Raw genomic sequence first — 13,316 nt, 5'->3', positions numbered from 1 at the left:
ATTGTCAAACAAATGAGCGTAAGGAGTTGAAAGGATGAACACAGCCACTGTTGGAAATCCATTGAAAAACTACGTAGGGGGGCAATGGGTGGAGTCGCAGGCAACCCGTTTCGAGGATGTGCCCAATCCGGCGACAGGTGAACTGCTTTCCCGCGTACCGCTGTCGACGAAGGAAGACGTGGACAAGGCCGTTGCCGCTGCGAAGGAAGCTTTCGTAGGCTGGAGCGCAACTCCTGTAGTCGATCGGGCGAGGATCATGTTCCGCTTTCACAGCCTGTTGATGAAGCACGAGGACGAGCTGGCACGGATGATCACGCTGGAGAACGGCAAAAATTTGCCGGAGGCGCAGGCAGAGCTGTTGCGCGGGCTGGAAATGGTCGAGTTTGCCTGCGGGATGCCGACCTTGCTGATGGGCGAGACGCTGCCGAACATCGCGGCCAACATTGACAGCCAGTCGATCCGCTTCCCGCTCGGTGTCGTCGGCGGGATTACACCGTTCAACTTCCCGGTGATGGTTCCGATGTGGATGTATCCAATCGCGATTACGGCGGGCAATACGTTCGTTCTCAAACCGTCGGAGCGTACTCCGCTGTCCTGTATCCGCATTGCCGAATTGCTGAAAGAAGCAGGCTTGCCGGACGGCGTATTCAACGTCGTTCACGGCGCTCACGATGTCGTCAACGGCTTGTTGGAGCATCCTGATGTGAAGGCCATCTCCTTCGTCGGCTCGCAGCCGGTAGCGGAGTACGTGTACAAAACGGCGGCCGCTCACGGCAAACGCGTGCAGGCGCTGGCGGGCGCGAAAAATCACCATTTGGTCATGCCGGATACCGACTTGAAGCGGGCGGCGAAAACGATCGTCAGCTCGGCGTTCGGTTGCGCTGGCGAGCGATGCATGGCGGCGAGTGCCGTGGTTGCTGTGGAGGAAATCGCCGACGAACTGGTGGCGCATCTGATCGAAGAATCCAATGCACTGAAGATGGGCAACGGTCTTGAGGCAGGCGTCGATCTCGGTCCGGTCATCCGTGACGCGCATTTGTCCAAAGTCCACAGCTACATCGAAAAGGGAGTGGAATCCGGGGCAGCGTTGGTGCGAGACGGACGGGAGGATGCGAAACAACAAGGGAGCGGCTATTTCCTCGGCCCGACCATTTTTGACCAGGCGGATGCGGAAATGGTCATCGTGCGCGACGAAATTTTTGCGCCTGTGCTCAGTGTCATGCGCGTGAGCAACTTTGAAGAAGGATTGGCGACGATCAGCCGTTCCCGCTTCGGCAACGGGGCGACGATTTACACGAACAACGGAAAATGGGGCAGAGAATTTGTGCAGCGGGTGGAAGCAGGGATGGTCGGCGTCAATGTCGGCGTGCCCGCGCCTATGGGCTTTTTCGCCTTCTCGGGCTGGAAAGAATCGTTTTACGGAGATCTCCACGCAAACGGCAAGGACGGCGTCATGTTCTTCACCAAGAAAAAGACGGTCACCTCCAGATGGTTTGAAGATGGCGATACAAGCATCGGCTCGCAAAAAGTGTTCGTCAAATAAAGGGGGCTTTCGCGATGGAGCAAGATCAACAGTTGCAAGAGTACGACAAGGACAGCCTGCTTGCGTCAGACCGCGAGCACATGTGGCACCACATGTCGCCCTACAATCCGAACCCGATGATCGTGACAGGCGCCCAAGGCTCCTGGATCACCGATATTGACGGCAATCGCTACCTGGATGGCATGTCGGGCCTGTGGTGTGTCAACGTCGGCTACGGGCGCAAGGAGCTGGCAGACGCCGCCTACGAGCAGTTGAAGCAGCTCGCCTATTTTCCGCTGACGCAGAGCCATGTGCCTGCGATCCGGCTCGCGGAAAAAGTCAGCGAGTGGCTGGGGGAAGAGTATCGCGTCTTCTTTTCCAACAGCGGGTCGGAGGCGAACGAAGTCGCATTCAAAATCGCGCGCCAGTACCATCACCAGAACGGAGAACCGGGGCGCTACAAGTTCATTTCGCGCCACCGCGCTTATCACGGCAACACGATGGGGGCGCTGGCTGCGACAGGCCAAGCAGTGCGCAAGGAAAAGTACGAGCCGCTCGCACCAGGATTTTTGCACGTTCCGCCGCCGTACTGTTATCGCTGTCCAGCGGGAAAATCGTACGGCAAGTGCAATCTGGAATGCGCCCAGTATTTCGATCAGGTGATCAACTGGGAAGGCGAGAAAACAGTGGCTGCGGTGATTATGGAGCCGACGATTACGGGCGGGGGAGTGCTCGTCCCGTCACCGGAGTACATGCCGAAGGTGCGGGAGATTTGCGACAAGTACGGCGTCCTGATGATCGTCGATGAGGTCATTTGCGGGTTTGGCCGCTCCGGCAAACATTTTGGCCATCAAAACTTCGGCATCAAGCCGGACATCGTCACGATGGCAAAAGGAATTACGAGCGCGTACTTGCCTCTGTCGGCAACAGCCGTGCGGGCGGACATCGCCGACAAGTTCAACGAGCAGGGCAATAATGCGCACTTCCGCCACGTCAACACGTTTGGCGGCAATCCGGCCGCCTGTGCGCTCGCGTTGAAAAACCTCGAAATTTTGGAAGAGGAAAAACTGGTCGAGCGTTCGGAACAGTTGGGAGCGGAACTGCGGGCCAAGCTGGCGTTTCTCGCGGATCATCCTTACGTCGGCGACATTCGCAGCTTCGGCTTCCTGATGGGGATCGAGCTGGTGGAGGATCGCAAAACAAAAGAGCCTGCCGCACCGGCGAAGCTCACACAGGTGATCGGCGAATGCAAAAAGCGCGGACTCATCATCGGCCGCAACGGCGACACGATTCCAGGCTTCAACAACGTGCTCACCCTGTCTCCGCCGTTTTCCACGACCAGCGAGGACATCGACTTTATTGCCCGCGTCATGAAAGAAGCTTTCGATACGTTGGAGTAGGAGCGGTCTATATAGCGTACTAGAGAGAAAAAAGCAGCCGCACCCGGCAGTTTCGCTTTCGTGAGCGGCCAGGTGCGGCTTGCTGTGATGCTATTTTTGGTCGTACCGTTTTTGCAGCTTGGCTTTATGGGCATCGAGAATCTCTTCAAACGGAATCTCGTACTGGTTGGCGAGCAGGATCAAGTTACCGAGCACATCCCCCAGTTCCTCGACCAACTCCTGACGCGCTTCATGCGCCGCTTTTTCCTCTTCGTCCGGCCGATCCCTGCCAATTTCAATCGCCCGTACCGCGCGGGCAAGCTCGCCTGCTTCTTCCATCAGGAAGCCGACGCGAATAAACGGCCCGTACTGCGTCCAACCGCGCTCCTCGTAAAAATCTCCTACCCATTTCTGAAATTCCGTGATATTCAAACGTATCTGTCCCTTCTAGATTTTTGTATAATTGTACTATACACCAAAAAGTGGTGCTCGCAGCCACACAACTTTGATTGGTCTAGGAGGATGACATGAAACGTATCTGTGTTTTTGCAGGTTCCAACCCGGGAGTAAACCCGGCTTTTGCCGAGTACGCAGAAGCATTGGGCAAAGAACTGGTCAAACGAGAGCTTGAACTGGTATACGGTGGCTCCAACATGGGACTGATGGGGCGAGTGGCGAATACGGTTCTCTCGGCAGGAGGGAGCGCGATTGGCGTCATGCCGACAGGATTGTTTCGCGGTGAGATCGTACATACGGGTCTGACCGAACTGCATGAAGTTGTATCCATGCACGAGCGAAAAGCGAAAATGAACGACTTGTCCGATGGCTTTATCGCCTTGCCGGGCGGCTACGGAACGTTTGAAGAAATTTTTGAAGTGGTGAGCTGGGGGCAGATCGGGATTCACAGCAAGCCGATTGGTCTTCTGAATGTCGACGGCTACTACACTCCGCTGATGGAACTGGTGCGGCACGCTACCGAGACAGGCTTCATTCCGCAGATGCAGGGAGAGTTGGTCGTGTGCGAGAGCGATCCGGCCGTGTTGCTCGATCGTCTGCGCGATTACAAGCCGCCTGTCAAAGGAAACAAATGGTCAGAGCTGACTGAGGAGTAGCCGCCATATAAAAAAGCAGTTCGCTGTTTCAAAAGGGCGAACTGCTTTGCTTTTCTGATAAAATCATTTTCATTAAACGAAAAAGCGTTGACACAAAGTAAGAGCAAGTGATAATGTAAATGATCATATATCCAAGTGAACATATAGGAATAGTCATTATATGTTTCTGCTTCATACATAAGGAGGAACGGTCATGATCAAAACAAACAAATGGCTCCAGCTTTCCGCCACAGCGGTACTGCTTTCTGCACTGGTGCTTCCGCAAGCAGCCGGAGCAGCGCAAGCGAATCAACCTGTTGCCGTATTGGCAAAAGAAACGGTGGCTGCAACAGCCAAAGCCGAATACGCCAGCTATCTTGCCCAGCAATATGGCATTTCTATTGACAAAACAGTATCGCGCAGCCAATTTTCCCAAGCGCTGGCGAAAGTTGTGGCCGCTACTCAAAGTATAACGGAAAAAGAAGCGCTCGCCAAAGCTTATGTTCCGGAAGCGAAGGCGGGAGCAACGAAAATCGCTGCCTGGGAAGCGATCAGTGCCTCTGTCAAGGCAGCGGGATTGGCTGAGCTTGCTTACACATACAGCGAGGACAAGGTAGCATCTGCCTGGAAGGAAGCAGATCTTGCCTACCAAAAAGGCGGAGCGGTTTCGCTGCAAGCGGCACAGGAAGTAGCCGCAGCAATTGATACCGGACTTGTATCGGCAAACACCTTGGCAGCAATCAAGGCCGAAGGCGATACGACAACTGAATTGGCGGTAGAGCTGCTGGCGAAAGTGGTAGAGTTCCACGGCGACTACAAGAACTATCTCGGGACTGTGCAGGAGTCGGGCATTTACGGCAAGCTGGCGCAAGCCTGGAGCGAATCGTCGATTATCAAGGCAGGGGAGCTGCAAAAGCTCATTGATACGGGCTTGAAGCAAAATCTGTACACAGGCTACAACTTGAAAGATGCGGCATTCGACCCGCATTTTGATCCGGCGCGCACAATCACGTACGGGCATAGCGACTTGACTCATGCGATTCAACTGATCGGCTTGCTCAAGAGCGAGGGCATCGACGCGAAAATCCAGTTTGAGCCGAAAACGTCTGCTTTCATCTACTTGAAAGAGTGGGGAGAGCCGACGCAGACAGATGATTATCAAGTGGTCCAGATCGAAAACGGCAATTTCATCGCTTATGCGAAAGAATACGACCTGAGCTTTGAGTTTGCGAGCGAGGCTGAGAAAGAGCGCTTCCAGCCGCTCGTGCTGAAATACGCCAAACGGGATCAGGAAGACACGACCGGGCTCTTGGCAGCATCCTGGTGGCAGCCGCTCTACCATTCCCGCACGGAGCTTGCCGATTATCCGGTAATCACGAACAACGTGATCAAAGAAGGTCGCTACGTCGTCCAGACGTTCTCCTTGAACGAGGAGTCGGCAAAAGTGGTTGCCGGCTTGAAAAAGCTCAGTGACAAACTGAATGTCGAGACGTACAAGTTTTGGGTAGACCAGCCGTTCTTCAATTACTTGCACGGCGAATCGAAGTAAAGTCCATCGCGATCGCTTTTCGTCCAAAAGCCTTGCTTTTCCGTACGCGGGAGCAAGGCTTTTTCCTGTTGCTGTCCTGTTTTCGGCTTGCGAAGCAATTTGCCTCACCGAAAAGTGGAACCATTTGGTAAACTGGAAAAGACAAACATCCGGCAAGAGGGAAACGGGGAGAGAGTACCGTGATTGTGAAATATATGATTGCCTTGTTTTCTAGCGTATGCCTGTCAGCAACAGTGTCAGCCGCCGCCTACAGTGTGGCTCCTAGCTGGCAACAGGCGGATTCGAGTCAAGGGATGCACGCCCAAGCCGTACAGGAGCTGTCCCAGACTTCGCTGCTCGGTTTTTTGCAGACGGGCAAGTGGCAGCGAGATACTTTGCGCAGACAGCTTGGACAGCCAGTCAAAACATTTGACGGATATGAATATTTTCAAAAGGGCGTAGCCGTCAAGTGGGACGAAAACGAGCGTGCATTCGGAGTGCTGGCTGACTCTGCGTTCACGGGAGAGATCGTCCCGGGCATTACCGTCCAAACTGCGAAAAAGGAGCTTTTGCGCAAGCTGGGAACTCCACTATTCTCGCAACAGGAGCAAGAGCTGATCGGTTACGCGTATCCGAATTACTATTTGTTTGTGTCGTTTGCCGGGGAAAAGGTCAAAGCTTTTTCGCTCTACCGTCGCGATCCTCTCACAGACACCCGGGCTATCCTTGACATGGCAAGACATTTGCAAGAATACGGCGAAAAGCTCGCAGAGCCGGCCAATTCCGGGTCATTTTCCATCTTTGCCGCCTGGGGCCAGCCAGATTTCACCTATCATCTGCACGGGATCGGCACGTACGCCTGGGAGTATCCGTCCAGAGGAATCGCCTATGACGGCGCCCCGGAGGATGGGACTTTGACGATTTACAGCAATTTTCCGGCGAAAAGCGAGCTGCCTGCCTTGGCGAAGCTGCCGCATGTGACGATTTCAGCGGAAGACGCGCTCTTTTTGGCGGAAAAAGAGCGAATCGAGCTGGAAAAAGCCAACGTGGCACGAGCGAAGAGCGAAGGAATTGCCTCGCCCGATCAAAAAACGATCGCGGTGCCCGATTCGGAAGGGTTGTACAGTTCGACGAACATTCGTTTTTACAATAAGGATTACCAGCCGCTCGCCCAGTTGTATCCGGGACATTTCGTCAATAAGCTCACCTGGCTCGACAACAACTGGATTTTGTACGAAACGATGCTGGGTGTTGGCGCGTACCACGTTCCTGCGCAAAAGAACAGTGTCATCGTCGCGATGGACAAGCAGCCGGGCGTGCCCTTCACGGTTTTTGATATCAACCAAACCCGCATAAACACAACGAAAAAAGAAATCGTCTTTGAAGTGGGGACAGAAGCGAAAAAGTTGTACACCGTGACGTACCAAATCGCGGGTGAGCGCATTTTCTTCACCTGGAAAAAATAAAGCCACCTCCCGTTGCGCGAAGCTGCGCAGGAGCTGGCAAGGCGAGCGTTGTTTCATTCGTTTCGGTCCTCTTCTTGTTCCGCGAGGTAGGAGCGCATGCCCCGCACGAACAGCTCGCGAATCACTTCCTGCTGGGTTTTGCTGCTGACGAGCGCGCGAATTTGCTCCAGTTCGGCAACCAGCTCGGAATCGAGGTGGAGATTGACGGTCTTCCCTTTGTGGCGGGGATGGATTTCTCCATGGCTGGCGACCTGGCGGATCGTCCCATCCAGAATGGTGCGCGGATCAAGCTGCTTCGGGTCGGGTATGTACAGGCACGGTGCTTCCAAAATAATATGGGTCAGTTCTTCGCTGAAACGAATGGCGAGGGGCTGCCCCTTTTTTTTGTGAAAGTCGCGTATTTGCCGGGAAAACGCCTGATTGTCCACGGTATTTTCCAGCATGATGACGGCCAGTTCCATAGTGCCTCCTTACGGGAGAGGGAAAAACAACTCTTCTTCCGGTACTGCCGGCACGACTTCTCCCGTTGTTTCCAATTGAACTTGGTAAAAAAAGCGAAGATCATGGCGCGAGACAGCCGTGACCAATGCCCAGCAAAAGTCCCGATTGGCCTGGCGGAGCTGCACGCGGTCCAAAACATCATACGCAGGGGCAAGCAGTCCTTTTTCATCTAAAAACGCCAGCACGGCTTCGCGCGGATACAGAAAGCGTTTGTTCCCTTGCTTGCTCGCGAGCAGGGGAAAAGCTTCCCGTTCATCGACGCCTTCTCCCAAGTAGCCGTTGTCCGACCAGCGCTTGATGGAGGCCATGCTGCCGTAGCGCCCCTGCTTTTGGTTCAGCAGGTCGAGAATTTCCCGCGAGGACAAATACGTTTTCCGCTGTTCCAGCTGCTCCAGATAGGCGTGCTGTTCCTGTTCCAGCTCGGCAAGCAGGGCGTGCAGCTCGGCGATTTGTTTTTTGGTCTGCTCGATTTTTTGGGCGTAGTCCCTCATCTGACAAACTCCTTTGCCGCCGTGGTTATTGTTAGCCTATTCGCTGCTGAAATCATTCATGACTGCGCGAGCGAAATGATTGCATCGCAAACATATGCTGCCGTGAAATGAAACAATCATAAAACGCGCTGCTTGCACATTGATTAATAGCAAGCATCTTATTCGAGCTGGCAAGGAGGTTGTGTATGGATGAGCGTGCCCAATGATCTGCAAAAAAATTTTAGCGAAGTGGTGAGCGCCCTAAAACCGAAAGAGGCGGTCGATGAGGCGAATCGCTGCCTGTTCTGCTACGACGCCCCCTGTATCAAGGCCTGTCCCACATCGATTGACATTCCTTCGTTCATTCGCAAAATCGCCACAGGCAATTTGCTCGGTTCGGCGAGGACGATCATGGAATCCAATCCGGTAGGGGCAAGCTGTGCTCGTGTTTGTCCGACCGAGGAACTGTGCGAGGGCGCCTGTGTGCTCAATCACGCCTCCAAGCCAATCATGATCGGTTTGTTGCAACGCCACGCGACCGACTGGGCGATTGCGAACAAAGCCAGTCTGTTTCAGAAAGGAGAGCCTGCCGGAAAGCGGGTGGCGATCATTGGCGCGGGACCAGCCGGGCTGTCGGCGGCGCGGGAACTGGCCCGTCTCGGTTACGAGGTCACGATGTACGAAGCGAAAGAAAAAGCGGGCGGCCTGAACACGTACGGCATTGTCTCCTTCCGGCTGCCGCAGGAAGTTTCGCTGTGGGAGGTCGAGCAAGTAGAGGCGCTCGGCGTCAAAATCCACACCAACACGCGGATCGGCGTCGACATCATGCCCGATGAGCTTTTTGCCAACTACGACTCGGTTTTGCTCGCGGCAGGCATGGCCAAAGTGCCTTCGCTCCAGATTCCGGGGGAAGAGCTGGAAGGCGTTTTGGATGCGATTACATTGGTGGAGGAGACGAAAACAAAGCCGCTGTCTGCTGAGATGGTCGGCAAAAAAGTAGTCGTGATCGGCGCAGGGAACACAGCGATTGACGCCGCGACCTGTTCGAAGCGGCTGGGTGCGGACAACGTGCAAATTTTGTATCGGAGAACCGTGCAGGAAATGAGCTGTTACCAGTTTGAATACGAGTTTGCCAAACAGGATGGCGTAGAGTTCCGCTGGCTGGTTGCCCCGACGCGCGTGCTTGGAGAAGGCGGGCGTGTGACTGGGCTGGAGCTGATCCGCATGCAGCTTGGAGAGCCGGATGCCAAAGGCAGAAAACGCCCGGTTCCTGTCGCTGGCAGCGAGTTCGTGATCGAGGTGGATTTCGTAGTGAAAGCGATCGGCCAAAACCGCCATCTGCCGTTGATCGATCTGCTTGGCTTGCAGCATCAAAACGGCATCGTCGCGGTTGAGGAAGGCACGTATCGCACATCGAATCCGCAAGTATTTGCCGCAGGGGACGTGATTTTCGGCGGAGGGAAGACCGATGCGATGGTAGTGGATGCAGCCAATCACGGCAAGCGTGCCGCTCACGCGATTCACAAGGCGATCAGCGAGAAGCAGCCTGTCTGAACAAGCAGGCGGGCGCAGCAAGCAGCCCTCTGAGCCTGTTATTGCAGCAGATCAGGGGAGTACGGCGGGCATATTCTCGCCAAAAGATGGAGGAGTCCGATCATGGCCGATCTTTCTATCAATCTCGCAGGTATTCAATCCCCCAATCCGTTCTGGCTGGCCTCAGCGCCGCCGACGAACTCGGGCTATCAAGTCCAGCGCGCTTTCGAAGCGGGGTGGGGCGGTGCAGTCTGGAAAACGTTGGGAGAACCGATCGTCAACGTCACCTCGCGTTTTGCCGGATTGAATTTTGGCGGGCAACGCGTGTTCGGCTTCAACAACATCGAGTTGATTACGGATAAACCGTTGGAAGTGAACTTGAAGGAAATGGATGAAACGAAGAAGCGTTTTCCGAAACACACCTTGATTGCCTCGCTGATGGTGGAGCACAAGCAAGAGGCGTGGCACGAGATCGTCAAAAAGGTGGAAGCGATCGGCGTCGATGGCCTGGAACTGAACTTCGGCTGTCCGCACGGCATGGCGGAGCGGGGAATGGGTTCGGCGGTCGGGCAGCATCCCGACTTGATCCGCCAGCAGGTCGAGTGGGTAAAAGAAGTGGCGCAGACGCCTGTGATCGTCAAGCTGACGCCCAATATTACGGATATTCGCTTTACAGCCAGAGCCGCTTCAGCAGGAGGAGCGGATGCCGTCAGCATGATCAACACGATCAACAGCTTGATGGGCGTGGATTTGGACAAATGGCTGCCGATTCCCCACGTAGACGGAAAAGGGGCGCATGGCGGCTACTGCGGGCCTGCCGTGAAGCCGATCGCCCTGAACATGGTGGCGGAGTGTGCCCGCGATCCGTTTGTCCGCCTGCCGATTTCCGGTATTGGGGGCATCTCCAACTGGCGGGATGCGGTCGAGTTTTTGCTGATGGGCGCGACTGGCGTACAGGTGTGCACAGCGGCGATGCACCACGGCTTCCGGATTGTCGAAGACATGATCGACGGCTTGAACAACTATTTGGATCAGCGGGGAATCGCGTCAGTGATGGACATCGTGGGCAAAGCGGTACACACCTACTCGGATTGGGGCCATCTGAACCTCAACTACAAAGTAGTCGCCCGCATTCACGAAGAGACCTGTATCAACTGCAACAAATGCCATATCGCCTGTGAAGACACATCTCACCAGTGCATCGATATCGTCAGCGATGCAGCGACTGGCAAAGAACGGCTGGTCGTGCGCGAGGAAGACTGCGTCGGCTGCAACCTGTGTTCGATCGTCTGCCCGGTAGAAGGCACGATTGAGATGGTAGAAATCCCGTCGAACCAGCCGCCGCTTTCCTGGAACCAGCGTCAGGCGGCACTTGCTGGCGGCGGAAGCTGCGAGACGTGAGTGGGACTTCTGGCATGATGGAGGCAAAAGCGGCATAGCATGTACGAGGAAAGATTGTCTCATTCACGCATGGCAGAGGAAAGGAGCGAAACAAGCGATGAAAAAATGGATTCGCAACGGGACGATTGTGACCGCGTCTGACACGTACCAGGCAGACGTGTTGATCGAGGGAGAGAAAGTCGTGGCGATCGGCTCTCAATTGCAAGCAGGCGATGCGGAAGTGATAGACGCGTCAGGCTGTTACTTGTTTCCAGGCGGGATCGACCCGCATACGCATCTCGACATGCCGTTTGGCGGCACCGTTACTTCGGATAACTTTTTCACGGGCACAAAAGCAGCGGCATTCGGCGGGACGACGAGCATCGTGGACTTTTGCCTGACGACCAAGGGAGAGTCGCTTCATTCCGCGATTGCCACCTGGCACGAAAAAGCACGGGGCAAGGCCGTCATCGACTACGGATTCCACTTGATGGTGTCCGATGCGAACGACGATGTGCTGGAAGAGCTGGAGGCAGTCGTCAACAACGAAGGGATTACTTCGCTCAAAGTATTTATGGCCTACAAAAATGTGCTGATGGCCGATGACGAGACGTTGTTCAAAACGCTCATCCGCGCAAAAGAGCTGGGGGCACTCGTCCAGGTGCATGCGGAAAACGGCGACGTGCTGGATTATTTGACCAAACAAGCGCTGGCTGAAGGAAATACCGATCCGGTGTACCACGCCTATACACGTCCGCCGGAAGCGGAAGGAGAGGCGACGGGACGCGCGATTGCTCTTACGGCGCTGGCGGATGCCCAGCTCTACGTCGTGCATGTGTCGTGTGCCGATGCCGTTCGCCGGATTGCCGAAGCGCGTGAAAAAGGCTGGAACGTGTACGGAGAAACGTGTCCGCAATATTTGGTGCTGGACATCACGGCATTGGAACAGCCGAATTTTGAAGGAGCCAAATACGTCTGGTCGCCTCCCTTGCGCGAAAAGTGGAACCAGGACGTGCTGTGGAGCGCCCTGAAAAACGGCATTTTGCAGACAGTCGGCTCCGATCACTGCCCGTTCAACTTCTCCGGGCAAAAAGAACTCGGGCGCGGCGATTTCACGAAAATTCCCAACGGAGGGCCAATCATCGAAGACCGTATGACGATCTTGTTCTCCGAAGGGGTGCAGAAGGAGAAAATCAGCCTCAACCAATTCGTGGACATCACCTCGACGAAGGTTGCCAAGCTGTTCGGCATGTTTCCGCAAAAAGGCACGATTGCAGTCGGTTCCGATGCGGATATTGTTTTGTTTGATCCGAATATTCAGCGGACGATCTCGGTGGAGACGCATCATATGAACGTGGACTACAACCCGTTTGAAGGAATGCAAGTGTACGGCGATGTCATTTCCGTTCTCTCGCGCGGCTCCTTCGTCGTTCGCAACAAGCAGTTTGTCGGCCAGGCGGGAGCAGGGCGCTACGTCAAACGCTCCACTTTTGCCAGACCGTAGTGATTACAACAGGAAGGCGCGAGGAGGGATAGGCATGGCGGATCGAGTACGGATTGGTCTGATTCAGGCCAAAAATGAGGTGCATGGCGACGAGCCTGTGCATCTGCACAAGGAAAAGGCAATCGAAAAGCATGTAAAAATGGTGCGGGACGCCGCTGCCAAAGGGGCGCAAATCGTCTGCCTGCAAGAAATTTTTTACGGCCCGTATTTTTGTGCAGAGCAGAGCACGAAATGGTACGAGTCGGCGGAAGAGGTGCCCAACGGCCCCACAGTCCAGCAGTTTTGCGCCCTGGCGAAGGAGCTTGGCACCGTGATCATTTTGCCTGTGTACGAAAAAGTCGGAATCGCCACGTACTACAATACAGCGGCCGTCATCGATGCGGACGGCACGTATTTGGGCAAGTACCGCAAGCAGCACATCCCGCATGTCGGGGTCGGCAGCAGCGGCTGCGGTTTTTGGGAGAAATATTACTTCAAGCCAGGCAATATGGGGTACCCGGTTTTCGATACCGCTTTTGCCAAAGTAGGCGTTTATATTTGCTACGACCGCCACTTCCCGGAAGGGGCGCGTCTGTTGGGACTGAACGGCGCGGAAATCGTCTTCAATCCTTCTGCGACTGTAGCGGGGCTGTCCGAGTATTTGTGGAAGCTCGAACAGCCTGCGCACGCCGTGGCAAACGGCTACTACGTCGCCGCGATCAACCGGGTCGGGACGGAAGCGCCGTGGAACATGGGCGAATTTTACGGCCAGTCGTATCTGGTCGATCCGCGAGGCCAGTTCGTCGCTGTCGGCAGCCGCGACCAGGATGAAGTGATCGTGGCGGACATGGATCGCAGCAAAATCAGGGAAGTGCGGGATACGTGGCAATTTTATCGGGATCGCCGCCCGGAAACGTACGAAGACATGGTGAAATTGCTGCCGTAATGCAAAGAGGGGGAGAC

The 13,316-nt window shown here is 55.0% G+C and carries 12 protein-coding genes; 9 read left to right on the top strand and 3 right to left on the bottom strand.

The genetic code is table 11. The features are described 5' to 3' along the window. The first annotated feature begins 34 nt into the window (after window positions 1-34). A complete protein-coding gene (locus NST23_RS15270) occupies window positions 35-1,543 on the top strand; it encodes a CoA-acylating methylmalonate-semialdehyde dehydrogenase (RefSeq protein ID WP_217021245.1) in 1,509 nt (502 codons plus the stop codon). 14 nt (window positions 1,544-1,557) lie between these two features. Continuing rightward, a complete protein-coding gene (locus NST23_RS15265) occupies window positions 1,558-2,922 on the top strand; it encodes an aspartate aminotransferase family protein (protein ID WP_122965404.1) in 1,365 nt (454 codons plus the stop codon). 90 nt (window positions 2,923-3,012) lie between these two features. On the opposite strand, the gene NST23_RS15260 is transcribed toward NST23_RS15265, so the two are convergent. Further along, complete coding sequence (locus tag NST23_RS15260) at window positions 3,013-3,333, bottom strand: MazG nucleotide pyrophosphohydrolase domain-containing protein (protein WP_217021243.1); 321 nt, start codon at window positions 3,331-3,333, stop codon at window positions 3,013-3,015. A gap of 95 nt (window positions 3,334-3,428) precedes the next feature. Between NST23_RS15260 and NST23_RS15255 the strand changes: the two genes are divergently transcribed. From NST23_RS15255 to NST23_RS15245, 3 genes are all read left to right on the top strand, one after another. Then, window positions 3,429-4,013 (top strand): LOG family protein, encoded by a 585-nt coding sequence (locus NST23_RS15255; RefSeq protein WP_122965406.1) that lies wholly within the window; start codon window positions 3,429-3,431, stop codon window positions 4,011-4,013. Window positions 4,014-4,206: 193 nt separating this feature from the next. Beyond that, on the top strand, window positions 4,207-5,541 hold the full coding sequence (locus NST23_RS15250; RefSeq protein ID WP_340964040.1) for a hypothetical protein: 1,335 nt from the start codon (window positions 4,207-4,209) through the stop codon (window positions 5,539-5,541). A 179-nt stretch (window positions 5,542-5,720) separates the two neighbouring features. Beyond that, window positions 5,721-6,986 (top strand): hypothetical protein, encoded by a 1,266-nt coding sequence (locus NST23_RS15245; protein ID WP_340964037.1) that lies wholly within the window; start codon window positions 5,721-5,723, stop codon window positions 6,984-6,986. A 53-nt stretch (window positions 6,987-7,039) separates the two neighbouring features. Here NST23_RS15245 and NST23_RS15240 read toward each other — a convergent pair whose 3' ends face one another. Then, a complete protein-coding gene (locus tag NST23_RS15240) occupies window positions 7,040-7,447 on the bottom strand; it encodes a hypothetical protein (RefSeq protein ID WP_122965408.1) in 408 nt (135 codons plus the stop codon). A gap of 9 nt (window positions 7,448-7,456) precedes the next feature. Beyond that, window positions 7,457-7,978 (bottom strand): hypothetical protein, encoded by a 522-nt coding sequence (locus tag NST23_RS15235; RefSeq protein ID WP_173599498.1) that lies wholly within the window; start codon window positions 7,976-7,978, stop codon window positions 7,457-7,459. Between the two features lie 189 nt (window positions 7,979-8,167). On the opposite strand from NST23_RS15235, the gene NST23_RS15230 reads away from it, so the two are divergent. The 4 genes from NST23_RS15230 (at window position 8,168) to NST23_RS15215 (ending at window position 13,299) form a co-directional block, all read left to right on the top strand. After that, window positions 8,168-9,511: an NAD(P)-dependent oxidoreductase gene (locus tag NST23_RS15230; RefSeq protein ID WP_280648489.1), complete on the top strand. Its 1,344-nt coding sequence runs from the start codon at window positions 8,168-8,170 to the stop codon at window positions 9,509-9,511. 102 nt (window positions 9,512-9,613) lie between these two features. Further along, entirely contained in the window at window positions 9,614-10,891 is a 1,278-nt protein-coding gene (preA, locus tag NST23_RS15225; protein ID WP_122965411.1) for an NAD-dependent dihydropyrimidine dehydrogenase subunit PreA, read from the top strand. A gap of 97 nt (window positions 10,892-10,988) precedes the next feature. Next, a complete protein-coding gene (gene hydA / locus NST23_RS15220) occupies window positions 10,989-12,374 on the top strand; it encodes a dihydropyrimidinase (protein WP_173596573.1) in 1,386 nt (461 codons plus the stop codon). A 34-nt stretch (window positions 12,375-12,408) separates the two neighbouring features. Further along, on the top strand, window positions 12,409-13,299 hold the full coding sequence (locus tag NST23_RS15215; RefSeq protein ID WP_173596574.1) for a nitrilase-related carbon-nitrogen hydrolase: 891 nt from the start codon (window positions 12,409-12,411) through the stop codon (window positions 13,297-13,299). The last annotated feature ends 17 nt before the right edge of the window (window positions 13,300-13,316 follow it).

The organism is Brevibacillus sp. FSL K6-0770 (assembly GCF_038000275.1).
GTDB classification, from domain to species: domain Bacteria; phylum Bacillota; class Bacilli; order Brevibacillales; family Brevibacillaceae; genus Brevibacillus; species Brevibacillus parabrevis.
Note: the sequence above shows the minus strand (reverse complement) of the source record. Positions and strands in the feature narration are given on the sequence as shown.